This window comes from Caulobacter sp. SL161 (assembly GCF_026672375.1).
Lineage (GTDB): Bacteria > Pseudomonadota > Alphaproteobacteria > Caulobacterales > Caulobacteraceae > Caulobacter.
The window spans coordinates 3518398-3542930 of record NZ_JAPPRA010000001.1 but is presented as its reverse complement, the minus strand read 5'-3'; the positions used below and the strand labels follow the sequence as shown (position 1 = coordinate 3542930).

Genomic DNA, 24533 nt, shown 5'->3' with positions numbered 1-24533 from the left:
CAGCGAACAACCTGTTAACGATGAGGGTGGGGTGCGAGGCGGGATGTCGCAGGGGGATAGCGCCCCCCTCCGTCACGCGGGTTTCGCCGCGCGCCACCTCCCCCGCAAGCGGGGCAGGAGGATCATCTTCCTCCCTCGCGAAGCGGGGGAGGTGGATCGGCGCGAATACGCGACGAGACGGAGGGGGCGCTTACATCAGCCCCAGCACCGCCTCCGCCACCCGCTCGGCCCCCCGGCCGTCGCACACCGTGGCGCTGGCCGCCGACAGCGCCGCGCGGCGATCCGCGTCGACGATCAGGCTCTGCGCCAACGCGACAAACGCCGCCTCGAAGTCCGCCGCGGTCACATCCAGGCACGGCGTCACGCCGGCCGCCTCCAGGGCGCGGGCGGCGGCGATCTGGTTGTCGGCGAGGATCAGGGTCAGGGCCGGCAGGGCCAGGACGCAGCGCTCCCAGGTGGTGGAGCCCCCGGCCCCGATGGCCAGGTCCGCCTCCAGCACGAGGCGCGGCATGTCCTGGGCGTTGACGTGCAGCGCAAGACGCGGATCCTCGGCGGCCAGGGCGCGCAGGGTCGGCAGGCTGGGCGCGCTGGCCCCGACAACGAGATCCAGGGCTGCCTCGCCCAGGATCGGCGTCAGAAGGCCGACCACCCGGCCGGTGATCCCGCCCACATCGGTCATGCCCAGCGACACCAGGATCCGCCGCACGGGTCCGCGTTCGGCGCGGCGGGTCAGGGCGGCCTCGCGCAGGGCCACGAAGGCCGGGCGCACCGGCGCGTGGTTGGGGCCCAGCAGCAGACGGGCGTGGGCGGGGACGAGGCCCGCATAGTCCTCAGGCCGTCGCGCAGGCCCGGCGTCCAGCACCAGGTCGGCGGCCAGCGGCCGGTCGGCCAGGTCGTCGATGACCAGGGTCGGACGGCCCTTGGCGATCGCGCGGTGGGCGTCGGCGGACAGGGCGTAGCTGTCGAAGACCACGGCGTCGAAGGGGTCGGTCGTGTGGGTCCGGGCCATGCCCCGGCCAAAGGCGCCCAGCACCGCCGCGACCTCGGGCGTGCTGAGGAACGCGCACACCGCGCCGCGCGATTCCAGCGCCCGCGCCAGGGTCAGGGACCGCATCACGTGGCCCCCGCCGACGCTGGGCCCCGCCGCGCAGACGAAGACGATGCGCAAGCTCATGCCCGCCGGTCGCCGCCGTAGTCCTGCAGGTCCGGCCGGCCGGCGACAAAGGCGCGGATGTCGTCGGAGGTGAAGGCGCGGTTCGCCGGATAGAGCGCGTCATAGACCGCCGCGACAAAGGCGTAGTCGTCGGGCCGGTCGACGGTCCAGCGCACCGCGCCCTGGTCGGGGAAGCACGGCAGCCAGGCGCAGGTCCAGCGCTCCGGCTGGTTCCACAGGTCCCAGGTGACGTGCTCGAAGGCTTCCTTCGTGGTCGCCTCGGCGGCCGCGCGGCGCAGGGCCGCGGCGGTCATCACCTCGACGTCGGTGCCCTTGGGGTGGGCGTGGCCCTCAGGGGTGTTGCTGACGTAGTCGGCGCCCTTGGACAGGCACAGGTCGATCGTGGCGTCGATCAGGGCGGGATCGGCCAGCGGGCAGTCGGCGGTCAGACGCACGACGTGGTCGGCCGGATGGGCGTCCAGCGCCCCGATGAAGCGCTGTTGCACATTGTCGAGCGAGCCGCGAAACACCGCGATCCCCTCGCGGCGGACGGCGGCCTCGATGGCGTCGTCCTCGGGCCGGTCGGAGGTGGCGACCACCAGCTTGTCGATACGCTGGGCGCGGGCGACCCGCTCGATCTGCCGCACGATCATCGGCTGGCGCTGGATCGGCATCAGCACCTTGCCCGGCAGCCGGGTGGAGCTCATTCGGGCCTGGAGGATGGCGAGGATCATCCGCTGATTTCGCGCGGGTTCGGGGGCGCTGGCAAGGGCGAGCCGTTTGGCCGTGGCGGGCGCGATGCGTCCGGCGTGTGCGGTGGGGCGTCGGCGCGGGACAAATCGCCGCATCGCCCGCTTCGAAGCGCTGCGTTCAACCTCGTTAAGCTCCTTTGTGCGCTTCCTAAGCCGGTCGCACACTCCGTGAGGCTTCATGAACGCCGCTACTCTAGTGGACACCCACGCCGTCGACACCGCGCTGCAAGAGGCGTTCGAAGCCGCGCCGGAAGGCTTTGCGCTGTTCGACGCCGAGGATCGCTGCGTCATCTGGAACGCCCGGTACGGCGAACTGTGGGCCAAGTGGGGCGTCACCCTGACGGTGGGGGCTACGTTTGAGAGCCTGCTGCTGGCGGGCCTGGCGGCGGGGCGCTATCCCGAGGCCGATGGCGATCGCGCGGCCTGGCTGGCCCACCAGCTGGGCCGGCGCAAGCTGGACCGCATCGAAGAGATCCGCGAAGAGTTCGGCGAATATCTGCGGTTCGAGAGCCGGCGCACGCCCGCCGGCGGGCTGATCACCACCTGCGCCAACCTCACCAACCTGCGTCGCCGCGAGGCCCAGGCCCTGGCGGCCCGCAGCTTTCTGGACACCATCGTCGAGAACACGCCCGCCATGCTGTTCGTCAAGGACGGCGATACAGGCGCCTTCCTGCTGGTCAATCGGGCCGCCGAGAATCAGCTGGGCGTGCCGCGCGCCGAGCTCCTGGGCAAGAGCGACTACGACTTCTTTCCCAAGGCGCAGGCCGACGCCTTCGCCGCCGACGACCGCCGGGTGATCGAAAGCGGGAAGCTGGTCACCATCGACGAAGAGCCGCTGGATACGCCCCACAATGGTCGCCGCTGGTTGCAGACCCGCAAGATCGCCATCCCGGGCGAAGACGGCCGCCGCCACCTGTTGGTGATCTGCGAGGACATCACCGAGCGCAAGGCCGGCGCCGCGGCCCTGGCCGAGGCCCTGCAGAAGGCGGAGGCGGCCAGCGTCGCCAAGAGCGAGTTCCTGGCCAATATGAGCCACGAAATCCGCACGCCCCTGAACGGCGTGATCGGCATGGCCGAGGTGCTGAGCCGCACCGCCCTGGACGACGCCCAGCGCGAGATGATGGAGGTGATCCTCAATTCCGGCCGCGCGCTGAACCTGCTGCTCAGCGATATTCTCGACCTGTCCAAGATCGAGGCCGGGGGGCTTGAGCTGTCGCGCGACCCGCTGGACTTGCGCGAGGCGATCACCGCAGCGGTCGCCGTGTTCAAGGCCGTCGCCGAGAGCAAGGGGCTGGTTTTCCGGCTGACCTTCGCCGACGACTTCCACGACCATGTCCTGGGCGACGCCCTGCGGGTTCGCCAGATCGTGGCCAACCTGACCAGCAACGCCGTCAAGTTCACGACCGCCGGCTCGGTGATCATCGAGGCCCGGACCCTTGTCGCCGAAGACGGGCGGATTGACCTGACCGTCAGCGTTCAGGACACGGGCGAGGGGTTTGACGAGGACAGCGCCGACCGATTGTTCGAGCGCTTCCAGCAGGCCGATGGTTCGGTGACGCGCAAGGTCGGCGGCACCGGGCTTGGCCTGCCGATCGCCCGGCGCCTGGCCCGGCTGATGGACGGCGAGATCTCCTGCGTGGCCCATCCGGGCGAGGGGGCCACCTTCGTCTTCGAGGCCCTGTTCCTGGCCGATGGCCAGCGCACGCCCGCGGCGTCCGCCGATCCGGCCGGCGAACTGGCCCTGGATCGCCGCCTGCGGGTGCTGCTGGCCGAGGATCATCCCACCAACCAGAAGGTGATCGGCCTGATGCTGGCGGACGCCGCTGACGTCACCGTGGCCGAGGACGGCCAGGCCGCCGTCGAGGCCTTCGAGAAGCACCCCTTCGACGTGGTGCTGATGGACACCCAGATGCCGGTCATGGACGGCCTGGCCGCCATCGCCGAAATCCGCCGGCGTGAACGCGAGGCGCAGGCGCGCCGCACGCCGATCATCTCGCTGACCGCCAACGCCATGCCCCATCAGGTGCGAGCCTGCCTGGAGGCCGGCGCGGATCTGCACCTGGCCAAGCCCGTCAGCATCCAGGGCCTGTTCGCCACGCTCGGAGCAGCGCTGGAGGCCCGTCCGGCCGGTGAGGGCTAGAACGCAGCCAGGCGAGCGGCCTGCTCCGATGGCAGGGAGAGAATGCCCTTCAGATAGGCCAGCGCCGAACGACAGCGGACATCGTCGGACTGCTGGCGGGGCGCGCCTTGGCTCATGGCTTGCAGCCAGTCCGGGTCGCCACCGATCTTCAGAAACGCCGTCTTGGCCGCCTCGCGGTCTTCCGCCGAAGGTGCTTCGCGGTTGACGGGATTGGCCTTGCCCTTCAGCGCGAGCGTCAGCCGATGTTCGCCTTCAAGCGAGAAGCGCTTGACGATGGTGGGCGTCAGCGTCTTGACGGACTCCGCGCTCACGCCACCGAGCTCGACGGCCTCGTAGCAAGCGCGGGCGCTGACGGTGCGCATCTGATCGATGGCTTCTGTCTGGCTTCGAAGGAACCCCAATAGCGCCGGGGTTGGCGCCTGTTTCACGTAGGGCTCGACCCGGCGGCGGATATCGGAGCCAAACTTGTAGGCGCGCTGGTTCAGATCATTCGCTGAGGCGCCGGCCTTGCGCGCCGTGATCATCTCGGTCTCGAAGGCGAGATAGTCCTCGGGATAGGTCTGGCGAACGAGCGACATCAGGTCTTCAGCGCCCACAGTGCTGGATTGGGCGCGAAAGGCCTCACGTTCCGCCTCGCTGATCGACGCCGGAGCCTGGGACGGCGCGGAGGTCTGGGCGGAGGCCGTCGTGGCCGCTGTCAGCACGACAGCAGCGAAGAACGCTAGGCGAAGCCGCATGGAATCTTCCCGGATAACAACCCTGAGGCGTTTTAACGGCGCCGCGCCCCGCTGTCAGCGAGTATCGATAAATCCATGAGACCTTTTGGGGGAACGGGTCCGACGCCTACCGCGGCGGTCCCTTCTGGTGCGGCTTTGCTCGCATCGAGAGCCAGAACACGCCGTAGCCGGCGGCGACGAACACGAGACCGATCAGGACGACTTGGATTACCGGGTCCATTCAATCCTCCACGCGCGACAAGATGGAGTGGAGAAGCCCCTGCAAGACAACGAAGCCGATCAGCGCGCTCAAGACGCTGATCCACCGGAGCTCACCGCCGACGAGAGGCTGCAGGAGCGCCGAAACCAGGAAAGCGACCGCCACGGTGTTGCAGGTCGCAGCGAACGCCTTGCGCCGTTCGTTGCGGGCGGCTTTGCCAATCGCGCTGCGGGGTTCGAGCTCAGCCATGGCGTGAACATTGCAAGAACATCCACGCCGCCGCAACCGATAAAAACGCTGAGTTCAGTTGGTGTGTGGGGCTCGTTCGGCGGGGAGATCCTCGTCCTTCGACCGGCTCAGGATGAGGATTTGGGGCAGCCGAGGTCGATCGTCGTCCTGACCATACGCCTGTCGGAGGATCAGCGGAGTCTCGAGAAATCAGGACTTTGCCTTGGCCGCGCGAGGCTTGCGAACCTTCGGCGCGGCGGTTTCGGACGGCGCCTTGGCCTCGGCGCCGGGGCGCGCCTTGGGCTTGGGTTTCGCCTTCGCCTTCGCCTTCTCCACCGGGGCCGGTTCGGGCTCCGCCACCGGCTCGGCGACCTCCACCCCGATCCTGGCCAGCACTTCGCGCGCGGCGCGGTCGGTCTCGTTGACGGGGTCGTAGGTCCAGCCGTGGAAGGCGCCGCCGTAGGGGCGGGCCGCGCCCTGGCGTTCCAGCTCCTCGTGGAACAGGCGGAACTTCAGGCTGGAGCCGTCCATCTTCAGCACGAACACCGGCTTGCCGGTCGAGGCCGCCTCGGTGGCCATGTTGGTCGAGTCCTCGGTGACGAGGATGTAGTCGGCGGCCGCCAGGAAGGCGAAATAGGGGTTGGGGCCCTCGCCGTTCCAGACCACGCCGGGCAGGTGGCGCAGGCGAGCGGTCATCAGGGCGCGAGCCGTCTCGGGCGTGCGGCGCGAGAAGGTCATCAGGAGACTGCCGCCGTCCTGTTCCAGCGGGATCTGAATCGAATGGGCGATCTGGGCCGCGCGCTCGCTGGAGAGGTCGAAGGCCTTGGACTTGCCGCCCACCAGCACCGCCACGCGCGGCCGGGGCAGGGGCTCGATCAGGTCCTGGAAGGCCTCGTACTCGGCGGCCAGGCGCTGCGGCGTCACCCGGTGCGGCGAGCCGGTGATCGGCAGGATGTTGTCGCCCGACATGCGGTCGTGCTTGGGCGGGATCACCAGGTCGAACATGTGCGGCGGCACGCGCGGGTCCTGGATCTGGACCACGAAGGTCTTGCCGCCCGACCAGCGCTTGGCGCGGATCGACAGGGGCAGCGTGGCGCGGCCGGCGGCGATCCACAGATCGGGCCAGTCGTCGGGATTGCGGCGGTCGGGGACGCCGCTCTCGGGCGTCAGCCAGCGCTTGGGCAGGAGGTTCAGCCACCAGGGCAGGCGGCCGATGTTCCCTTGCCAGCCCACGCGCTTGACGGTGACCTCGCAGGGGACCAGGCGCGCGAGCGCTTCTGACAGGCCCACGACCTGGGCCTCGATCCCGGCGCGGCCGTCTGACACCGCCCAGACCTTGAGCGGCGACGTCTTCGACGGGGAGGGTCCAGCCTTGGTCAAGTCATCGATCTCGGACGCAAGAAGCGGGCGAACAGAAAACGAAACAAGGCCGCTAATCTAGCGGCCTCGCTCCGTTGAACCCAACTTGTGGCGTTGCTGAGGCGGAAGACCGCCTTACAGCCACTCCACCTTGAGGATCTCATAGGCCTTGACGCCGCCGGGCGTGTTGACCTCGACCACCTCGCCGACTTCCTTGCCGATCATCGCGCGCGACAGCGGCGAGGACAGCGAGATGCGGCCCGACTTCACGTCGGCCTCGTGGTCGCCCACGATCTGGTAGCGCGCCTCTTCCTCGGTGTCCTCGTCGACCACCGAGACGGTGGCGCCGAACTTGACCTGCTTGCCCGAGAGCTTCGTCACGTCGATGACCTGGGCGCGGGCGATCTTGTCCTCGATCTCGGCGATCTGGCCTTCGATCCAGCCCTGACGCTCCTTGGCGGCATGATACTCGGCGTTTTCCGACAGGTCGCCATGCGAGCGCGCCTCGGCGATCGCGGCGATTACCGCCGGTCGTTCGACGGTCTTCAAACGCTTCAGTTCTTCGTCGAGGGTCTGGTACCCCGCGACGGTCATCGGCACTTTTTCCATTGCGGATTTTAGCTCGGACGCCTTGGGAGGAAGATCTTCCAGTCGCGGGCGCGCACAACCGGGGGCTGGGAGGATAGGCGCCCGGTTCCCGTAACGCAAGGGGGCCAAGCTTGAGCTTGCAACGGCGCGGCGCGAAAGGGCGCCGCGCCGCAGTCTAGGCGACCCGTCGCTGGGGCTGCTCGACATGACCCCGGGGCAGATCGAACTGACGCACCAACTCGGCCAATTGCGTGGCTTCGGTGTTCAGGGTCTGGGTGGCGGCCGAGGTCTCCTCGACCATGGCGGCGTTCTCCTGCAGCACCTGGTCCATCTGGTTCACCGCGCCGTTGATCTGGGCCAGACCGTTGGCCTGCTCCTGGGCCGAGGCGGCGATGTTGCAAACCAGGCCGTCGATCTCGGCGATCTGGGCGACGATCCGTTCCAGCGCCTCGCCGGTTCGCCCCACCAGGTTGACGCCGGCCTCGACCTGCTGGGTCGAGTTCGAGATCAGGGTGCGGATCTCCTTGGCGGCCTCGGCCGAGCGCTGGGCAAGGGCCCGGACTTCCTGAGCGACGACGGCGAAGCCTCGTCCGGCTTCGCCCGCGCGGGCGGCCTCGACGCCGGCGTTGAGGGCAAGCAGGTTGGTCTGGAAGGCGATCTCGTCGATCACGCTGATGATCTGGCTGATCGACTGCGAGGACTCCTCGATGACGGTCATGGCCGAGACGGCCTGCTCGACCACCTCGCCCGAGCGGCGGGCGTCGTCGCGGGCGCGGCTGACCACGTCGGCGGCCTTGTTGGCGCCGCTTGCGGTCTGGCTGACCGTGGCGGTGATCTCGTCCATGGCCGCAGCGGTTTCCTCGAGGCTCGCGGCCTGGCTCTCAGTGCGGCGCGACAGGTTGATCGTGGCGTCGGCGATCTGGTCGGCGTTGGCGCGCACGCCGCTGGCGCGCTGTTCGATCACCGAAAGGGCGTCCGCCAGCCGGCTGGCGGCGGTGTTGAAGTCGCTCCGCAGCGGCTCATAGGCCTCGGCGAAGCGCTCTGTCAGGCGCAGGGTCAGGTCTCCGCGGGCCAGGTGCGACAGGCCCTGGCCAAGAGCGGCGACCGCGTCGTCGCGCTGGGCCGCCTCGCGCTCGCTGGCTGTAGCGGCGCGGGCGCGGGTCTCTTCCTGCTGGCGGTGCGCGGTCTCAGCGGCGTCATTGGCGGCGCGCGCTTCGCCGACGGCGTCCTCGGCCTTGGCCCGCTCCGAGGAGGCGATGGCGAACATACTGTTGACGCTGGCGGTGACGGCGATCAGGGCGGCGGCCTCGACGATCAGGATGACGGCGTGGACAATGACGCGGCCCAGATTGGCCGAGCCCGGAAACACCAGGCTGGGCGCCAGATAGGACAGGCCCAGGTGATGCACGGCCACTGTCGCGGCGGCGGCGGCGATCACCATCCAGTCGCAATAGACGACCAGCAGGGCCAGGGCCGCGAAATAGGCCATGTGCATGTCGGCCTGCCAGGCGTGACCGCCCAGGGCCGCGACCAGCAGCGAGACCTGCGCCATCAGCGCGACCCCCACCATGGCGCGTCCGCCAGATCCTCCACCGGCGAACTTCCAGGCCAGGGTCGCGCCCGTGGCGACCAGCACCGCGGCGATCGAGAGCCCCAGGATGGGCGCCTGCACGGCCAGGCGCGCGCCCAGCACGATCGGGATCAGCAGCCAGGCGAGGGCGATGATCAGCTTGCCGCCGATCTGGCGTTGGGCGTCGAGGTTGGAGAAGTTGACGTTCATGACGACACAGGCTCCGAAGCCGGACGCGCGCACGCACCGGCGAGGGCGGGATCCAGTAACAGCCACGCGCCGGCGGTCCGGGCGCGCTGGTTCAGCGTGGCGGGGTCGCCGCGCAGGATGACGATGAAGGACGCGCCGCCGGCCCCGGCGATGTCGCCGGCGGTTCCGGCGCTGGCGACCACGCGTGCGTCGTCCCACCAGGGCGGGAACACCGCCGCCACGCGACCGGGCGTACGCGGCTGGGCGTCGACAGCCACTGCCGCGAAAAGGCTCAGGATGATGCCCAGGGTTGAGAACGCGAGCGGCCTGACGACCGCAGCGAAACGGCGGGTCCTCGGGACTGGCGTGCTCACAGGGTGCGTTCTCCACCGGACGGGGGATTGACCGCACCATCCGTGTGGACAACGTCACGCATCCCCCTTTTCGGACGGTTAATTTCTGTCAACGGCGGCGTTTCGCCGCACTCGAAATGAGGGGCTTGATCTCGATCAAGTCGGACTGCGCCCGCGCGTCCGCCGCCGCTCTGGAGCGGCCCGCCCGCGGTCAGGCGTCAGGCGTAGTCGTAAGGTCCCCCGCGCTCGAGGGCCCGCCGATAGGCCGGGCGGGCGTGGATGCGGTCGAGGAACGCCTTGATCCTGGGGCGTTCGGCGGCGCCGGCGCGCTGGGCGGCGGCTTCGAGCGGGAAGCTCATCATGATGTCGGCTCCGGTCAGCTCCGCGCCGGCGAACCAGGTCGACTTGGCCAGCTCCGCCTCCCAGTAGTCGATATGGGCTTTCAGCTGCGGATCGACGAAGCCCTTCAGGGCCCGAGCGGCGATCGACTTGACCACGCCGCGCATCAGGCCGGGCGCGCGCGCGGGCAGGGCGGTGAACACCAGCTTCATCAGGAGCGGCGGCATGGCCGAGCCCTCGGCATAGTGCAGCCAGTAGGTGTAGCGCAGGCGCTCGGGCGTGCCCGGCGTCGGCATCAGTCGGCCGCCGCCGTACATGGCGATGATGTACTCGACGATGGCGCCGGTCTCGGCCAGCACCGTGTCGCCGTCGGTTATCACCGGCGACTTGCCCAGAGGATGGATCGCCCGGAGCTCCGGCGGCGCCAGCATGGTCTTGGCGTCGCGCTGATAGCGCTTGATCTCGTAGGGCAAGCCCAGCTCTTCGAGCAGCCAAAGCACCCGCTGACTGCGCGAATTGTTAAGATGGTGAACAATGATCATCTGGAGCGAGCCCTTTTTTATCCTGCGCCCCTGGACGATGGCCCGACGTTCAAGGTTCAGCAAGATTTACCATGCCTTCTCCCGCCACAGTAGAGTTTGGGGGCGTGAAGATGGCCGGTGCGTTCAAGCGGTTATCTCTGGCGGGGAAGCTGATGGCGGCCGGGGGCGGGGCCCTTGGCGCGCTGTTGATCGCAGCCTCGCTGCTGATCGCCTGGAGCAGCAATGACGCTGTTCGAGACCTGGCCGAGCGCTACGCCGCCAGCATGACCGGCGAGAGCGCCCAGGGCGTCAAGAACGACCTCGACGCCGCCGACGCGGTGGTGCGATCCTCAGCGGCGCTGTTCGCGGCCAGCTATGAAGCCGGTCAGCGGGATCGCGCGGTCTATATGGCCCAGCTCAAGCCGGTCTCCCGCGCCGCCGACGCCATGCTGGGCGGCTGGCTGATGTTCGAGCCGAATGTGCTGGGCGACGACGCCGCCTTCGCCGGCAAGACCGAGCTGGGCTCGACCGCCAGCGGCCGCTTTATCGGCTACTGGGTGCGCGAGGGGCAGGGCCTGGCGATCTCGGGCGGCGAGGACGGCGAGTTCGGCGAGGACTTCTACAAGACCAGCTTCAACAGCGGCCGCCCGGCGGTGATGGAGCCCTATTCCGACAATGTCGCCGACGGCGGCGGCCAGAAGCAGGTCCTGATGACCTCGATCACCCATCCGGTGATCGCGGACGGCCGGGTGATCGGCGTGATGGGCGCGGACCTGGCCCTGGACGACATCGCCGCGCGGCTGAACGCGCTGAAGCCCTTCAATGACGGCCGCGCCATGCTGGTCTCCCCGGGCGGCCTGTGGGTGTCGCACCCGGACGTGGCGCTGCGCATGAAGCCCTATGCCGACCCCGGCCTGGACGTGGTTCGCCAGGTGATGGCCGACGGTAAGCCCGCCGTGGTGTCGGGCGTGACGCTGAACGGCCGGACCGCCCAACGCCTGGTCGCGCCGGTTCGCCTGGCCTCGGGCGCGACCTGGGCCATGGTCGTCGACGTCAGTGAGGCGGCCCTGCTGGCGCCGGCGCGCCGCCTGGCCCTGGGCCTGGCGATCGGGGGTCTGGTGCTGCTGGCTTCGGCGCTCGGCGTGCTGGCGGTGACCTCGCGCGCCCTGATCGCCCGGCCGCTGCTGGCCCTGCGCGAGACGGTCAAGGGCCTCGCCGAAAACCGCTATGACCGCCCGGTGGCCGAGACCGAGCGCGCCGACGAGATCGGCTCGATCGCCCGGGCGCTGGAGACCCTGCGGGTCGAACTGGCGCGCGCCCAGGCCCTGCGCGACGAGCAGGACAGCCTGCGCCGCGCGGCCGACGCCGACCGCGACCGCGCCGCGGCCCTGACCCTGTCGATCGACGAGCAGACCGACGTGGTCAGCCAGGTCGGCGAGGCCCTGGCGGCCGTGGCGGCCGGGGACCTGTCGCGCCGCATCGCCGGTCCGTTCGCGCCGGTCTATGAGCCGCTGCGCCGCGACTTCAACACCGCGGTCGAAAGCCTGGAGCAGGCGATCGGCGAGATCGCCGAAGCCGCCGACGCCATCGGTTCAGCCGCTGACACCCTGTCGCTGAGCTCCAGCGAACTGGCGCGCCGCACCCAGCGCCAGGCGCAGGGGCTGGAGCGGGCCGCCGGCTCGCTGAACGCGGTGACCGGCGCCATGGGCGGCGCCGCCGCCGACGCCGACGAGACCCGACGCCTGGTGGCCTCAGCCCGGGGCGAGGCCGACCAGGGCGGCGCGGTGGTGGGCGAGGCCGCCGAGACCATGGGCCAGATCGACGCCTCCTCGCGTCGCATCGGCGACATTGTGGGCCTGATCGACGAGATCGCCTTCCAGACCAACCTGCTGGCCCTGAACGCCGGGGTCGAGGCCGCGCGCGCGGGCGAGGCGGGACGGGGCTTTGCCGTGGTGGCGCAAGAGGTCCGGGCCCTGGCTCAGCGCTCGGCCGACTCCGCGCGTCAGATCAAGGGGCTGATCAGCGAGTCCGGCGCCAGCGTCGAGGCCGGGGTGGCCCTGGTCGAACGCACCGGCGCGGCGCTCACCGGCGTGGCGGGCCGCATCGTCGGCATCGACGCGGCCGCCGACCGCATCGCCGAGTCGCTGCGTGACCAGGCCCGCGACCTGACGACGGTCAACGCCGAGGTCGCGGAGATCGAACGCTTCACCCAGGAAAACCTGACCATGGTCGAGAAGGCCCGCGCCGCCGACGAGGCCCTGGCGGGCCAGGGCGCGCGGCTGATGTCGCTGGTCGGGCGGTTCCGTCTGGGACGCGGGGCCGTGCGGCGCGCGGCCTGAAACGGCCCGCCTCAGGCCGAGGCGGTTTCGATCTCTTCCCGGACCGCCGTGCGCCAGCCCTTCTCCAGGGTCCAGGCGGCGATCCCCAGCCACAGCAGGCCCAGGAACGCGTGGCCGCGCTGCCAGTAGCCGACATCGTAGCCGGTGCGCACGTTCCACACCCCGGTCAGCAGGGCGAAGACCAGCAACAGCCCAAAGAACCAGCCCAGCGAGAACTGGGCGAGCCGCCGATAGTCAGGCTTACCCCACAGCGCCCAGGCGGCGAACAGCGGGGCGAACTGGATGCCCAGCCCCACGCCGCAGGCGCGGTGCATCGGATCAGGCCAGTGGAAGATGCCGGCGAAGATCGCGCCCAGACCCGTCAGGGCCACGAACAGGCCCGCAAAGGCCGACACCACCCGCCGGCCGCCGGCGTGCTCCAGCGCATGGGCGAAGCCCGCCCCGGCGAACAGGCCCGCGATCCCGGCGACCACCATGCCGTAGTTGAAGATCTCGGGCATCGGGGCCTCGGGCCCGCCCAGCTCGCTGATGAACTGGGCGCCCGCGTCGAAGCCGGGGAACAGCTGCTGGGCCAGCCACACGTCGGCCACCATCAGGGCCGGCGCGATCACGCCGATCTTCAGGTAGGCGCCGGTGCGGGCGGTCAACAGATCAGTCCTGATTGAAGAGGCGACTAGAAATCGCGCGGGGCGGCGGCGGGGTCAATCCAGCTCGTCCACCAAAACACCGTGTCATCCCGGCCGGACCCGGCGAAAGCCGGGGGGAGAGCCGGGACCCAGGGGCGGCGGGCGCAGCGCTCTTGCAACCCCTGGGCCCCGGATAGCCTCTGCGAGGCTTCCGGGATGACACACCAAGTGCCTACTTCGCCGCCGACGGGTGGCCGGCCGGGGCGAAGGCGGCGCCGAAGAAGTCGCCCTTCTTCCAGGTCGGACGCACCGGGGTGTTGGCCAGTTCGCGGGCGATCTCGTAGTTGACCAGCGCGAAGCGCGCGGCGGCCGTGTAGTCGATCGGCTGCTTCAGGTCGTCGGCGGGGTTGTGATAGTTGGTCTTCAGGAACGTCGTGAAGGCCTTCTCGCCGCCGTTCTGGAAGCCCGTCATCAGGAACACCGACGGCACGCCCTGCTCGACGAAGCGGTAGTGGTCCGAGCGGGTGAACAGGCCTTCTTCCGGCAGCGGATCGGGCGAGACGCCGATGCCCACGCGGCCGGCGGCGTGCTTGACCACCTCGCCGATCGTCGAGCGATCCGAGCCGAACGCGATCACGTCGCTGAACGGATACAGCAGGACCGGCATGTCAAGGTTCACATTGGCCGCGATGTCGGCCTTCTTCACGGTCGGGTGGACGGCGAAGTAGTCCGAGCCCACCAGGCCCTTTTCCTCGGCGGTCACGGCCAGCAGCACGATCGAGCGCTTGGGGCGCACCTTGCTGTTCTTGAAGCCGCGCGCGACCTCCAGCAGGGTGGCGATGCCCGAGGCGTTGTCCAGCGCGCCGTTGTTGATGGCGTCTTCGCCCGGCTTGGCGTTCGGCTTGATCCCGATGTGGTCCAGGTGCGCCGACAGGATGATCGTCTGGGCCTTCAGGGTCGGGTCCGAACCCTCGATCATGCCGACGACGTTGCTGCTCTCGCTCTTCTGGATCTCGGTCTTGAGTTCGATCTTGACCTTGGTGGCCAGGTTGAAGCCCTTGACCGCGCCTTCCGGCTTCTCGGCCTCGGCCATGGCGGTTTCCAGCGAGCCCGCCGCGCCGGCGAACAGCTTGGCCGCGCCGGCCTGGCTCAGCGAGGCCAGCGACGGCGTGCCCGCCGCGCGGATGGCGCCGACGTCCTGGGCGTTGCGCCACACCACGCGCCAGCTCTTCATGCCGGCCACACCCGCCTTGAACGGGCGACGCTTTTCACCGCTGGGCGTCGACAGGGTGATCACGCCGATCGCGCCGCGCTTTTCGGCCTCGGCGCGCTTGGTGTTGGGGCTGCTGAGGTGGGCGCGTTCCTCGGTCTGGATCGAGGCCGGCGCGCCGCCCAGCATGACGACGATCTTGCCCTTCACGTCCAGGCCCGCATAGTCGTCGCGGTTGCGGGTGGCGTCGACCACGCCATAGCCCACGAACACGACCGGCGCTTCCACCGTCAGGTCGGCGGCCTGGGCCTGGGGCGTGGGCAGGAAGTCTTCGCCGAAGGTCAGGGCCACGGTCTGGCCGTCGGGACCGGTCACCGTCATGGCGCCGTCGCCGGCCGGGCGGAACGAGATCAGCGGCACGCGCTGCAGGTACGAGCCGTTGTCGCCGGCGGGCTTGACGCCCAGCAGGGCGTACTGGGCGGCCACATAGTTGGCGGCGATGTCATAGCCGCGCGTGCCGGCTTCGCGGCCTTCCAGCAGGTCGTCGGCCAGGAAGGCCATGTGGGTCTTGATGATCTCCGCCGACGGCGTGAAGTCCGAGACCGGCGCAGCCTTCTTGACCGCCTTCGGGGCCACCTTCTGGGCGGCGACCGGCTTGGGCGGCGTGGCCGCCAGGACCGGTTGCGCGACCAAGAGCAGGGCGGCGCTGGCGAGCGCGGCGCGACGCATAAACGACATGACTTGAGACGCTCCTCGGGCGTGTAGCCAAAATTATGTTTGGTGTTGGAGGCGCGACCGCCCCAATCCCCGCACCGCAGACCCCCAAGTCCGCGACGGCGGCGAACCATGTCGACCCTGTGACAGCTTGTCGAGACGGGGGAGTCTGAACGTTTTGTAATCTTGGGCAGGTTTTGGCGCGAAGACCGGCGTTATCGCCAGGGGCTTCCGCGCGCGTGGCAACCCTCGCACGCCCCGGCCGCCAGAGGCCCGGGCGGCGGCAGATCACACCCCTCTGCGGCGGCGTATCGAAGGCCCTGGAGGTTAACGCGTGGCAAAAAACATCACCGAGCCGTGAATTTTACCATCTCTCGTCGCCAGGACTTAACCCAACCGCCCGCACAACGCTCGCTAAGCAGAGAGGACACTGTCCATGCAGGCCCTATCCATCGCCGCCTCGGGGATGCTCGCCGCCGCCGACCGGCTCAGCGCCAGCGCCCAGCGCGTCGCCGCCGGCGATCAGCAGGCCGAGAAGAACGCCGAGCCCCGCGACGTCGACTACGCCAAGGAGCGCGTCGAGCAGATCGGCGCGTCCACCGACTTCAAGGCCAATGCGGCGGTGGTCCGCACGGCCGACAAGATGACCGGCGCCCTGCTCGACATGAAGGTCTGAGCGTCAGCACCAACGAGATCGGGTTCGAGCCCGTCCATCCCTTCCGGGCATGTGTCCGGGCGATGGGCTCCGCCCGCCGGACGCCTGCCAGCGCCCCCCATTGCAGCGGGCGTCCGGTCGCCGCCTCCCGCTTTGCCCCCTAGTCTTGCGGGAGGCGGCCCCCACTTTTGCGCGCCTCACCCCGGCGTCAGCACCATTTTCAGCGCGCCGGCCTCGCGGCTCTCGAACAGGCGATAGGCTTCGGCGCCCTCGCTGAGCGGCATGCGGTGGCTGATGTACTTCTCCGGCCGCAGGCGTCCCGAGCGGACCAGCGGAAACAGCGCCGGCAGCTCCTCGGGCACCGAGCAGGTTCCCACCCGGAAGGTCAGGCCCGCCCCGAAGGCGCGCTCCAGCGGGAAGGCGAAGCGCTTGGCCTGCTGCACCCCGATCACCGAGACCACGCCGCGCGGCCGCACCAGGCGCAGGGCCGCGTCGACCGTGGCCTCGCCGCCGACGGCCTCGATCACGCCGTCGAGGCCCCGGCCCTTGGTGTCTTCGCGCACCCGCGCCAGGGCCTCGTCGGGGTGCAGGGCGATGGCGCCGGCCTCCTCCGCCAACGCGCGTCGCGCAGGCAAAGGATCGACGGCGTAGACGATGTGCGCGCCCATCACATAGGCGCTCTCCACCGCCATCAGGCCGATGGGGCCAAGCCCGATCACCGCCACGCTCGAGCCCGGCTTCACCTCGGCGTTGCGGGCCCCGAACCAGGCCGTGGCCAGAGCGTCGGTCATCATCAGCGCCTGGTCCATCGAGACGCCGTCGGGCACCGGCACGGCGTTCATGTCGGCGGCCGGCACGCGCACGGCCTCGGCCTGCGAGCCCTGCAGCCGCGCCGACAGGCCATAGCAGGCGCCCTGGCCGTTCTCGCAGGTCTGGATCACGCCCGACAGGCACGAGCGGCAGCGCCCGCAGCCCACGGCGGCCGGCAGCATGACCTTGTCGCCGACCTTCAGCCGCTGGACGCCGCGCCCGACCTCGACCACCTCGCCGACCGCCTCGTGGCCGACGCAGAAGCCTAAGTCCTCCGAGAAGCCATGGCCGTGATAGATGTGCAGGTCCGAGCCGCAGATCGAGCAGGCGGTGACCTTGACGATCGCGTCGCGGTCCGACTGGGGCGTGGGATCGTCCATGCTCTCGTAGCGGACGTCACGGGCGCCGTGGTAGCGCAGGGCTTTCATTTTTCGTCTCCCCTCAAAGCGACAGGCCGCCGTCGACCACCAGGGTGTGGCCGGTGACGTAGGCCGCCAGCGGCGAGGCCAGGAACAGCGCCGCTCCGGCCATGTCGGCGGGCGTGCCCATCCGGCGCTGCGGGATGGCGGCCAGGGCCCCGGCCAGGCGCTCGGGGCTCTGTGTGGTGACCTTGGTCAGCTTGGTCTCCACGAGGCCCGGCGCCAGGCCGTTGACCCGCACCCCCTCGGGCGCCCAGGCCTGGCCCAGGGTCTTGGTCAGGCTGATGGCGCCGGCCTTGGACGCCGCATAGGCCGGATTGCCGATATTGGCCTTCAGGCCCGAGATCGAGCTGACGATGATGACGCTGCCCCGGCTCTGCGTCAGGGCGGGTTTGAAGCGGCGGGCGCAGGCCATCAGGCTGTCGAGATTGACCGCCATCACCCGGTCCCAGCCGGCCCGCTCGAACTCGCCGCGCTTGTAGACGACGGTTCCCTGGCAGAGGACCAGGACGTCCAGCGTCTCGAACGGGGCGGGGGCGGCCTCAACGGCGTCGGGATCGCCGACGTCGACCTGGGCGTAGGACAGGCCCGTCAGGTCAGAGCCCTCGGCGGGATCATAGTCGGCCGCGCTGGCCCGCGTGCCCCAGACCGCGACCTCTGCGCCGCGCGCCTTGAACGCGTGCGCGATACCATTGCCGATCCCGCTGGACCCGCCGACGACCAGCACCCGTTCGCCGGTGAAATCGGTGTCGTCGATCATCCCCGCGTCCTCCCTTTTTCAAAGGATAGGCGCGGGTGACGTAGGGGAGGTCAAAACCCTTCCTGATGACGACGCGAGTGTCAGCAGGTCCCGGTTTCCTAGAGGCCTCGGCAATCACCCTCGTCATCCCGGGCGGCGAAGCCGACCCGGGACCCAGGGGCCAAGCGCCGTGAGGTCGCCCCTGGGTCCCGGCTCTCCGCTACGCTACGGCCGGGATGACGAGGAATTGTTGTCTCGAGGTGTCTCTTAAGCCTTTGCCGCGTCCATCAGGCCCTCGCCATGATCCGTGACGGTTCAGGCCGCTGACCACTTCAGTTCTGGATCGCGCCAACCGCCCGGCGGTCTCGCTGATTATCAGCTTTCGCAGCGTCCTTGCCCAGTTGGTAGCCGAACGCCATGACGATGCTTAAGCTCATCAAGACCACCAGCGGGCGATCCAGGTTGAGGATTTTCCGAAGAGACTTTCCGACCGAGCTGTTCATTCAGCCAACCCTCGGTTTTTCGCGTCGCTCAAAGCAAACGCGACGGCCCGCACAGCAGGGGCGCAAGCCTGATCCCGCCCAGCGCGGGCGCAATCTGAGGGTGCGGGAAGATCTGAGAATGTCAACTTGGGCGTGATCAGCCGGGACAGGCTGATGGGCGGGGCGGGGTGACGTAGGGGAGGTCAAACCCTTCCTGGTGACAACGCGAGTGTCAGCAGTTCCAGGTTTCGTAGAGGTCGAGCCACTGAGGATTTTCTTGCTCGATCAGTTCGAGCTTCCAGGCCCGCCGCCAGCGCTTGATGCGCTTCTCGAAGAGTATAGCCTGGTCGATCTCCGCGAACTCCCGGTACCAGACCAGCTTGGTCACGCCGTACTTGGCGGTGAAGCCCTGTCGCCCTTCGCGATGCTGCCAGACCCGGCGGGACAGATCCGCTGTCACGCCGATGTAGAGCGTGCCGTTCCGTCCGCTGGCGAGGATATAGACGAATGACTGGTGAGCCATTCATCTATGTAACCTTAGGTTGATAATCTAAACAACCACCCTCGTCATCCCGGCCGTAGCGTAGCGGAGAGCCGGGACCCAGGGGCGGCCGCACTGCGCTTGGCCCCTGGGTCCCGGGTCGGCTTCGCCGCCCGGGATGACGAGGAATTGTTGTCTTGAGGCGTCTCTTAAGCCTTCGCCTGATCCATCAGGCCCGCGAACCGCTCGAACAGGTACAGGCTGTCCGTCGGACCCGGCGAGGCTTCGGGGTGGTGCTGGACCGAGAAGACCGGCTTGTCCTTCAGGGCGATGCCGGCGTTGGTGCCGTCGAACAGCGAGACGTGGGTCTCCTGCACCGGGGCGGGCAGGGAGGCGGTGTCGACCGTGAAGCCGTGGTTCATCGAGACGATCTCGACCTTGCCGGTGGTCAGGTCCTTGACCGGATGGTTGGCGCCGTGGTGGCCCTGTTCCATCTTCACGGTCTTGGCGCCCAGCGCCAGGGCCAGCATCTGGTGGCCGAGGCAAATGCCGAAGATCGGCTTGCCGCTGGCGACCAGCTTCTGGATCTCGGGCACCGAATACTGGCCGGTGGCGGCCGGGTCGCCCGGACCGTTGCTCAGCATCACGCCGTCGGGATTGCGGGCCAGGATCTCTTCGGCCGAGGTCGAGGCCGGCACCACCGTGGCGCGGGCGCCGACATGGGCCAGGGCGCGCAGGATGTTGCGCTTGACGCCGTAGTCGATGACCACGACCTCGTACTTGGGCTTGTCGAGCTTGGCGTAGCCTTCCGGCCACGACCACAGGCCCTCGTCCCAGGTGAAGGTCTGGGTGGTCGAGGCGTCCTTGGCCAGATCAAGGCCTTCGAGGCCGGCCCAGGCCTTGGCCTTGGCGACCAGCGCCTCCAGGTCGAACTGGCCGTCCGGCGAGTGGGCGATGACGCCGTGCGGCATGCCGGTTTCGCGGATCTTGCGGGTCAGGGCGCGGGTGTCGATCCCGGCCAGGCCAATGACGCCGCGCGCCTTCATCCAGGCGTCGAAGTCGCCGTCGGCGCGCCAGTTGGCCTGCGCGGTGGGGACGTCGCGGAACAGGGCGCCGCGGGCGGCCGTCTCGGCCACGCCCGTGATCTGCTCGACGTCTTCGCCGTTCACGCCGACATTGCCGACGTGCGGGAAGGTGAAGGCGATGATCTGGGCCATGTAGGAGGGGTCGGTCAGGATCTCCTGATAGCCCGTCATGGCGGTGTTGAAGCACACCTCGCCGACCGCGTCGCCGACCGCGCCGCAGCCCACGCCTTGCAGGATCGTGCCGTCGGCCAGGGCCAACACGCCAGTGACGCCGGGGAGAAGGTCTTGGGACATTCTATGGAGCGCTCCTGAACGCGGTTGGGCCCGGAATTGGGCGGTCATTTTCGCAAAAAGACGGACCCGGGGTAACCCCCGTCCGGCCCCCGCGCGTCGGGGCGTCTTCTTGCAAGAAAGCGGACGGGCTTTGGGCCCGTCCGCCGCGCAAACGGCGCGGTGTCTAGGGCCTGGGGGGGAGGGGGTCAACCCCTGTTGATCACGGGCTTTTGCCGCACCGCCACATTCCCGTGATCGGTGAACGCGCGCCCTCGCGTCAAACCGTTAGAACCCTTTATGGTGTAAGGCTTCCACGCTATCGAAGCGCGACGATCACGGGGGGACGGCCCATGCTCGAGTTGCGTCCCAATTGCGAGTGCTGCGACCGCGACCTGCCGCCGTCCAGCGGCGCGGCCCGAATCTGCACCTTCGAGCACACTTTCTGCGCGGCCTGCGCCGAGCGCTTCGAGGACCTGTGTCCCGACTGCGGCGGCGGGCTGGTGGCCCGGCCGATCCGGCCCGAAAGCCAGCTGCACCGCTATCCGGCCTCGCTGCGGCGCGTGACGCGGGCCCATCGGGCGTCGAGTACGCCAACAGCGCCCCAGCGCCCGCCGCCCAGCTGGGCTTAGGGGCTCAGGGCTCTCCCTCCAGACATAAGCCGGGCATCAGGGCCCTGACACCGTCTGCCGCCGGCAAGGCGACGGGAGGGCGCGCGCGCCATGCGCTGCGGCCGTGCGGCCTCTTCCGCGAGGGGCGGAGGAGGGGCCTGGCCATGGTCTAAGGTCAGACCACTTTGACCTAGGGGAACTTACCTCCCATTCTCCGGCGCCGCCCTCACAACGCGCTCGACAGCGGTCGCCAAGGCGATCCCGCCCCGCCTTGTGGTTGAGAAATCTCTTGCGCTCCCAAAAAGGTACCGGTACCTCTTTGTCAGACCTTTGAGGTTTTATTGGTCTGTCCAATGGGATGGTCACTGCCGGCGGGGCTGTTGTCGCCGGCCGTGTGGCTTCGGGGCGTCAGATCGAAACGAGTGACAGGGTCGCGCTTCGCGAAACGAAGCGGGCTGCAAACGAGAAAGATCGTCCGCGTTAGGCCGACGACGCTGGGAGGGATGTTGACTATGACTCGTGAACCCGGGCGCGCGCGCCTTGCGCTGTTGGCTGCGGCGGCTGTGCCAGCCCTGACGTTGTCGAGCCAGGCTCTGGCGCAGTCAGCATCCGCAAAGCCGCCCGTGGCGGCGGCTCCGAGCGAGTCGGCGGTCGTGCAGGAGATCGTCGTCACCGGCTATCGGCAGTCGCTCGAGAATTCGGCCAACGCCAAGAAGAACACCACCAACTTCATCGACTCCATCTTCGCCGAAGACATCGGCAAGTTTCCCGACCTGAACCTGACGGAGTCGCTGCAGCGTCTGCCGGGCGTTCAGATCGACCGCGACACCTCGGGCGAAGGCACCTACATCAATGTCCGCGGTCTGAGCGCGGGCTTCACGGTGCTGACCGTCAACGGCTTCGCCATCAGCACCTCCAGCAACGGCGGCAATGAAGGGCGCGGGTCCAGCCTGGACATCCTGCCGTCCGAACTGTTCCGCCGCCTGACCCTCAGCAAGTCGCCCATCGCCAGCGGCGTCGAGGGCGGCACGGCCGGTTCGGTGGACATGCAGCCCATCCGGGCCTTCGACCGCAAGGGCTTCCACCTCAATCTCCAGGCGCAGGGATCCTACCAGGACGCCGACGGAACCTCGACGCCGCGGGCGGCGGCGATCATGAGCAACACGTTCAAGACCAAGATCGGCGAGATCGGCGTCCTGGTCGCCGGCGCCTATGCCGAGCGCAACTATCGCAGCGAGATCTTCAACACCGTCGGCTACACGACGATGAACCTGGGGGCGGCCTGCCGGAACACGACGCTGGGCTGCAACTCCCTGACCCTGAACGCCAACTCGGCGCCGGCGACCAACCGCACGGCCGGTTACGGCGGCGGGGCGGGGGCCACGCTGACCACCGTGCCGGCCAATGCGCCGTCGGTGCTGGGGCTTGGCGCGCCGGGTTCGGCGCTGGTCCAATGCGGCGACAACGTCGCCGGGGGCACCTCGAACCTCTCGTGCCAGGACCTCAGCTACGCCATCGTTCCGCGCCTGGTGCGCGCCGAACAGGTCGTCGGCAATCGTGACCGGACGACGGGCATGCTGAACCTGGAGTGGCGTCCGTCCAAGCGTGTCCGGTTCAAGCTGGACTCGATCCTGACCGAGTCCAACAACGACTTTGGCCAGCACGACGTGATGCTGGTGGTCCGAAGCTACAACAACAATATCCCGATCAATTTCCAGCTCGACCAGAACAAGGTGCTGACCTCGGGCACGTTCGGGAACGCCTATTTCCTCAACCAGAGCACCGACGCCCAGACCTATACGAAGCTGTTCTATCGTTCGCTGGCCGGCGAGTGGGACATCACCGACGATCTGCGCTTCTCGGCTGCGGTGATGATGAACTCGGGCCGGTTCCGGAACAACTCGATCCAGTACACGCTGCAGTCCGCGCCCGGGCAGACGAACTTCGTCACCTACGCCGCGGGCGTGGCCGCGCCGGCCGGGGGCGGCCCCGCCTCGAACCTGACGCCGCTGAACACCGGGCAGTACGCCACCTACAGCTACACCTCGGGCGACCTGACGCCCAAGATCGGCGCCAATATCGACCTGCCCAACTACACCAACTGGTACTGGAACAGCATCCAGCTGATCCCCACGCGGCAGGACCTGGAGCAGAAGTCCTTCCGGGCCGATCTGGCCTGGGGCGACGCGCGACGCCTGCAAGTGTCGGGCGGCGTGATGCGGTCGGAGTTCGAGCGCAACATCGTCACCTGGAACGCCTCGGACTGCGCCTTCCGCAACAACTGCACCTCGGCCTTCACCTCGACCCAGACCTCGCTGACGGGCGCGATCCCGAACGCGGCGATCCCGCAGTACCTGACCACCTTGCCGTCGATGAACCTCTTCAAGGGCGCGCCGATCGACGCCGGGTTCAATGGCGGCTGGCGCGTGGTGGACTTCGACAAGGTCCGCCAAGCCGTCAATTTCGACTACTACACCAATGAGCTGAACCCGGGCGATCAGCCGGGCAACTACCTCAACACCTACTCGCCCCGGCGTCTGAGGGAGAACACCACCTCGGCCTATGTGATGACCGACGGTCGCCAGGACATCTTCGATCGTGAGCTGAGGTTCAATGCGGGCCTTCGCTATACCGAAACCCGTCAATCGGTGGCCGGCATCGTCAACGACTTCCTGGTCGGCGGCGGGGCGCGGACCGCGCCGACCACCGAGAGCTTCAGCCACAACTGGCTGCCCAGCGTGAACCTGGCCTATCTGCTGACGGACCAGTTCGTCGTGCGCGGCGCCGCCGCCCGTACGGTCACCCGTCCCAACCCCGCCGATCTGGCCCCGACCTTTGGTCTCAGCCTCGACGGCGACATCTTCACCAAGGGCAATCCGCGCCTTTCGCCCTTCTTCGCCAACAACTACGACTTCGGTGTGGAGTGGTACGCCAAGTCCAAGACCGTGCTGACCTTCAACGTCTGGGCCAAGGACATCTTCGACTATCCGGCGACGCTGGACACCACCACGCCGTTCGGCGAGACCGGCCTCCTGTTCGACCGCCTCAGCGATCGTCAGAAGACGGGCATCACTAATCTCGGCGGCGGCGATCCGACCGCGGCCCGTCTGACGGTGCGCCAGAAGCTGAACTCCGACGTCGTGGTCAAGCTGCTGGGCCAGGAGTTCCAGTGGATCCAGCCGCTGGACTTCATCAAGAAGGGGCTGGGCTTCAACGCCAATGTCACCCACATCTCGCAGTCGCTGTCCGGTACGGTGCCTGCGACCCTCAATCCCAAGTCCCTGATCGCAGGCCTGGCGCCGTGGACCTACAACGGGACGGTCTATTACGAGATGCGCAACGGCTTCTCGGCGCGGGTGTCCTACACCCACCGCGACGCCAACCTTTCGTCGGTCTGCCCCTGCAACAACATCCCGGGCGACCTGTACGCGGCGCCGACCAACTATATGGACGCGCAGGTCAGCTTCCTGCTGCCTTGGTACCGCCGCGCCCGCGTGACGCTGCAGGCCCAGAACCTGCTCAAGCAGGTGCAGTACAACCGCTACGAAAATCGCGAGTCGATGGTCGACGGCGCCACCTACGCCGGGCGCAACTTCGTCGTCGGCTTCCGCGCCGACTTCTAACCTAGGCTCGACCGCACAGCCTGCCTCCTCTGGCTGTCGCGGGTCTCTAGGGCGCGCTCCCCAGCGGGGCGCGCCCTCTCTTTTTTGGGGGGGCTCAGGAGGGCGCGCGGACAACTTGTCGCAAGCCGTTAGGGCTTCCCGATTCAGCTTCGTTAACACCTTCCGGGCAAGCTCTGTCGTGCAAGGAGCATCGTCCATGGGCACCGCCGCCAACCCTTCTCCAGTCAAGGTTTCCCTGTCCGCTCGCTCGGCCATGACGGTCGGCGAAACCCTTCTGCACATGGTCCTTTCGGCGGCGATTCCGATCAGTGCGGTGCTGTTCGTGGTGTTGACCCTCTAGG

Annotated in this window: 23 protein-coding genes and 3 pseudogenes; 8 read left to right on the top strand and 18 right to left on the bottom strand. The window is 68.6% G+C overall.

Translation table 11 applies throughout. The annotated features are described in order from the left end of the window. Positions 1 to 14: 14 nt before the first annotated feature. The 3 genes and pseudogenes from OVA11_RS19880 to OVA11_RS17425 form a co-directional block, all read right to left on the bottom strand. Positions 15 to 191: pseudogene (locus tag OVA11_RS19880) on the bottom strand (hypothetical protein); the annotation flags it as partial. After that, positions 191 to 1174, bottom strand: a complete 984-nt coding sequence (gene pseG, locus OVA11_RS17430; protein ID WP_268068502.1) for a UDP-2,4-diacetamido-2,4,6-trideoxy-beta-L-altropyranose hydrolase — start codon at positions 1172 to 1174, stop codon at positions 191 to 193. The pseudogene OVA11_RS19880 and the gene pseG, both read right to left, overlap by 1 nt. Further along, positions 1171 to 1887, bottom strand: a complete 717-nt coding sequence (locus OVA11_RS17425; protein WP_268068500.1) for a cytidylyltransferase domain-containing protein — start codon at positions 1885 to 1887, stop codon at positions 1171 to 1173. Before OVA11_RS17425 ends, pseG begins: the two co-directional genes overlap by 4 nt. A gap of 196 nt (positions 1888 to 2083) precedes the next feature. Here OVA11_RS17425 and OVA11_RS17420 point away from each other — a divergent pair, with 196 nt between their 5' ends. Beyond that, the gene (locus OVA11_RS17420; RefSeq protein ID WP_268068499.1) at positions 2084 to 4045 is read left to right on the top strand and encodes an ATP-binding protein; all 1962 of its coding nucleotides are present in this window, start codon (positions 2084 to 2086) and stop codon (positions 4043 to 4045) included. On the opposite strand, the gene OVA11_RS17415 is transcribed toward OVA11_RS17420, so the two are convergent. The 8 genes from OVA11_RS17415 to OVA11_RS17380 form a co-directional block, all read right to left on the bottom strand. Continuing rightward, positions 4042 to 4782: a hypothetical protein gene (locus tag OVA11_RS17415; protein WP_268068498.1), complete on the bottom strand. Its 741-nt coding sequence runs from the start codon at positions 4780 to 4782 to the stop codon at positions 4042 to 4044. The two genes, OVA11_RS17420 and OVA11_RS17415, sit on opposite strands and share 4 nt — an antisense overlap. Positions 4783 to 4888: 106 nt before the next feature. Then, positions 4889 to 5002 (bottom strand): hypothetical protein, encoded by a 114-nt coding sequence (locus OVA11_RS17410; RefSeq protein WP_268068497.1) that lies wholly within the window; start codon positions 5000 to 5002, stop codon positions 4889 to 4891. A 68-nt stretch (positions 5003 to 5070) separates the two neighbouring features. After that, positions 5071 to 5226: a hypothetical protein gene (locus tag OVA11_RS17405; protein WP_268069015.1), complete on the bottom strand. Its 156-nt coding sequence runs from the start codon at positions 5224 to 5226 to the stop codon at positions 5071 to 5073. A gap of 193 nt (positions 5227 to 5419) precedes the next feature. After that, positions 5420 to 6589, bottom strand: coding sequence for a mitochondrial fission ELM1 family protein (locus OVA11_RS17400; protein ID WP_268068496.1), 1170 nt, complete (start codon positions 6587 to 6589; stop codon positions 5420 to 5422). A 114-nt stretch (positions 6590 to 6703) separates the two neighbouring features. Continuing rightward, positions 6704 to 7177, bottom strand: coding sequence for a transcription elongation factor GreA (greA, locus tag OVA11_RS17395; protein ID WP_010920688.1), 474 nt, complete (start codon positions 7175 to 7177; stop codon positions 6704 to 6706). A 154-nt stretch (positions 7178 to 7331) separates the two neighbouring features. After that, positions 7332 to 8936, bottom strand: a complete 1605-nt coding sequence (locus OVA11_RS17390) for a methyl-accepting chemotaxis protein (RefSeq protein ID WP_268068495.1) — start codon at positions 8934 to 8936, stop codon at positions 7332 to 7334. Then, positions 8933 to 9289: a hypothetical protein gene (locus OVA11_RS17385; RefSeq protein ID WP_268068494.1), complete on the bottom strand. Its 357-nt coding sequence runs from the start codon at positions 9287 to 9289 to the stop codon at positions 8933 to 8935. The genes OVA11_RS17390 and OVA11_RS17385 overlap by 4 nt, the downstream gene beginning before the upstream one ends. Before the next feature lie 197 nt (positions 9290 to 9486). Then, entirely contained in the window at positions 9487 to 10149 is a 663-nt protein-coding gene (locus OVA11_RS17380; protein ID WP_268068493.1) for a glutathione S-transferase family protein, read from the bottom strand. A 104-nt stretch (positions 10150 to 10253) separates the two neighbouring features. On the opposite strand from OVA11_RS17380, the gene OVA11_RS17375 reads away from it, so the two are divergent. Beyond that, complete coding sequence (locus OVA11_RS17375; RefSeq protein ID WP_268069014.1) at positions 10254 to 12467, top strand: methyl-accepting chemotaxis protein; 2214 nt, start codon at positions 10254 to 10256, stop codon at positions 12465 to 12467. 11 nt (positions 12468 to 12478) lie between these two features. Here the strand turns inward: OVA11_RS17375 and OVA11_RS17370 are convergent, their stop codons facing one another. Together OVA11_RS17370 and OVA11_RS17365 are read right to left on the bottom strand one after the other, a co-directional pair. Continuing rightward, positions 12479 to 13129 (bottom strand): DUF998 domain-containing protein, encoded by a 651-nt coding sequence (locus OVA11_RS17370; RefSeq protein ID WP_268069013.1) that lies wholly within the window; start codon positions 13127 to 13129, stop codon positions 12479 to 12481. A 196-nt stretch (positions 13130 to 13325) separates the two neighbouring features. Further along, on the bottom strand, positions 13326 to 15041 hold the full coding sequence (locus tag OVA11_RS17365; protein WP_268068492.1) for a M20/M25/M40 family metallo-hydrolase: 1716 nt from the start codon (positions 15039 to 15041) through the stop codon (positions 13326 to 13328). 406 nt (positions 15042 to 15447) lie between these two features. On the opposite strand from OVA11_RS17365, the gene OVA11_RS17360 reads away from it, so the two are divergent. Then, positions 15448 to 15693, top strand: a complete 246-nt coding sequence (locus OVA11_RS17360; RefSeq protein WP_096034033.1) for a flagellar basal body rod C-terminal domain-containing protein — start codon at positions 15448 to 15450, stop codon at positions 15691 to 15693. A gap of 49 nt (positions 15694 to 15742) precedes the next feature. Then, a pseudogene (locus OVA11_RS17355) lies at positions 15743 to 15866 on the top strand (endonuclease domain-containing protein); the annotation flags it as partial. A gap of 3 nt (positions 15867 to 15869) precedes the next feature. Here the strand turns inward: OVA11_RS17355 and OVA11_RS17350 are convergent. The 4 genes from OVA11_RS17350 to OVA11_RS17335 form a co-directional block, all read right to left on the bottom strand. Further along, positions 15870 to 16910: an alcohol dehydrogenase family protein gene (locus OVA11_RS17350; protein ID WP_268068491.1), complete on the bottom strand. Its 1041-nt coding sequence runs from the start codon at positions 16908 to 16910 to the stop codon at positions 15870 to 15872. Positions 16911 to 16923: 13 nt separating this feature from the next. Further along, the gene (locus OVA11_RS17345; protein ID WP_268068490.1) at positions 16924 to 17661 is read right to left on the bottom strand and encodes an SDR family NAD(P)-dependent oxidoreductase; all 738 of its coding nucleotides are present in this window, start codon (positions 17659 to 17661) and stop codon (positions 16924 to 16926) included. A 311-nt stretch (positions 17662 to 17972) separates the two neighbouring features. Then, the gene (locus tag OVA11_RS17340; protein ID WP_268068489.1) at positions 17973 to 18143 is read right to left on the bottom strand and encodes a hypothetical protein; all 171 of its coding nucleotides are present in this window, start codon (positions 18141 to 18143) and stop codon (positions 17973 to 17975) included. A gap of 211 nt (positions 18144 to 18354) precedes the next feature. Continuing rightward, positions 18355 to 18645: a GIY-YIG nuclease family protein gene (locus tag OVA11_RS17335; protein WP_268068488.1), complete on the bottom strand. Its 291-nt coding sequence runs from the start codon at positions 18643 to 18645 to the stop codon at positions 18355 to 18357. Positions 18646 to 18690: 45 nt separating this feature from the next. Here OVA11_RS17335 and OVA11_RS17330 point away from each other — a divergent pair. Next, positions 18691 to 18804, top strand: a pseudogene (locus OVA11_RS17330) (hypothetical protein); the annotation flags it as partial. An 8-nt stretch (positions 18805 to 18812) separates the two neighbouring features. Here OVA11_RS17330 and carA read toward each other — a convergent pair. Then, on the bottom strand, positions 18813 to 19982 hold the full coding sequence (gene carA, locus OVA11_RS17325; RefSeq protein ID WP_268068487.1) for a glutamine-hydrolyzing carbamoyl-phosphate synthase small subunit: 1170 nt from the start codon (positions 19980 to 19982) through the stop codon (positions 18813 to 18815). A gap of 329 nt (positions 19983 to 20311) precedes the next feature. Between carA and OVA11_RS17320 the strand changes: the two genes are divergently transcribed. From OVA11_RS17320 to OVA11_RS17310, 3 genes are all read left to right on the top strand, one after another. After that, positions 20312 to 20590: a DUF1272 domain-containing protein gene (locus OVA11_RS17320; RefSeq protein ID WP_268068486.1), complete on the top strand. Its 279-nt coding sequence runs from the start codon at positions 20312 to 20314 to the stop codon at positions 20588 to 20590. Positions 20591 to 21081: 491 nt separating this feature from the next. Beyond that, entirely contained in the window at positions 21082 to 24192 is a 3111-nt protein-coding gene (locus OVA11_RS17315; protein WP_268068484.1) for a TonB-dependent receptor, read from the top strand. Between the two features lie 196 nt (positions 24193 to 24388). Continuing rightward, complete coding sequence (locus OVA11_RS17310) at positions 24389 to 24532, top strand: hypothetical protein (RefSeq protein ID WP_268068483.1); 144 nt, start codon at positions 24389 to 24391, stop codon at positions 24530 to 24532. The last annotated feature ends 1 nt before the right edge of the window (position 24533 follow it).

Coding starts and splice junctions, on each gene's coding strand:
- pseG (WP_268068502.1), bottom strand. CDS start 1,174: ATGAGCTTGCGCATCGTCTTCGTCTGCGCGGCGGGGCCCAGCGTCGGC.
- OVA11_RS17425 (WP_268068500.1), bottom strand. CDS start 1,887: ATGATCCTCGCCATCCTCCAGGCCCGAATGAGCTCCACCCGGCTGCCG.
- OVA11_RS17420 (WP_268068499.1), top strand. CDS start 2,084: ATGAACGCCGCTACTCTAGTGGACACCCACGCCGTCGACACCGCGCTG.
- OVA11_RS17415 (WP_268068498.1), bottom strand. CDS start 4,782: ATGCGGCTTCGCCTAGCGTTCTTCGCTGCTGTCGTGCTGACAGCGGCC.
- OVA11_RS17410 (WP_268068497.1), bottom strand. CDS start 5,002: ATGGACCCGGTAATCCAAGTCGTCCTGATCGGTCTCGTGTTCGTCGCC.
- greA (WP_010920688.1), bottom strand. CDS start 7,177: ATGGAAAAAGTGCCGATGACCGTCGCGGGGTACCAGACCCTCGACGAA.
- OVA11_RS17390 (WP_268068495.1), bottom strand. CDS start 8,936: ATGAACGTCAACTTCTCCAACCTCGACGCCCAACGCCAGATCGGCGGC.
- OVA11_RS17380 (WP_268068493.1), bottom strand. CDS start 10,149: ATGATCATTGTTCACCATCTTAACAATTCGCGCAGTCAGCGGGTGCTT.
- OVA11_RS17365 (WP_268068492.1), bottom strand. CDS start 15,041: ATGTCGTTTATGCGTCGCGCCGCGCTCGCCAGCGCCGCCCTGCTCTTG.
- OVA11_RS17350 (WP_268068491.1), bottom strand. CDS start 16,910: ATGAAAGCCCTGCGCTACCACGGCGCCCGTGACGTCCGCTACGAGAGC.
- OVA11_RS17345 (WP_268068490.1), bottom strand. CDS start 17,661: ATGATCGACGACACCGATTTCACCGGCGAACGGGTGCTGGTCGTCGGC.
- OVA11_RS17340 (WP_268068489.1), bottom strand. CDS start 18,143: ATGAACAGCTCGGTCGGAAAGTCTCTTCGGAAAATCCTCAACCTGGAT.
- OVA11_RS17335 (WP_268068488.1), bottom strand. CDS start 18,645: ATGGCTCACCAGTCATTCGTCTATATCCTCGCCAGCGGACGGAACGGC.
- carA (WP_268068487.1), bottom strand. CDS start 19,982: ATGTCCCAAGACCTTCTCCCCGGCGTCACTGGCGTGTTGGCCCTGGCC.
- OVA11_RS17320 (WP_268068486.1), top strand. CDS start 20,312: ATGCTCGAGTTGCGTCCCAATTGCGAGTGCTGCGACCGCGACCTGCCG.
- OVA11_RS17315 (WP_268068484.1), top strand. CDS start 21,082: ATGACTCGTGAACCCGGGCGCGCGCGCCTTGCGCTGTTGGCTGCGGCG.
- OVA11_RS17310 (WP_268068483.1), top strand. CDS start 24,389: ATGGGCACCGCCGCCAACCCTTCTCCAGTCAAGGTTTCCCTGTCCGCT.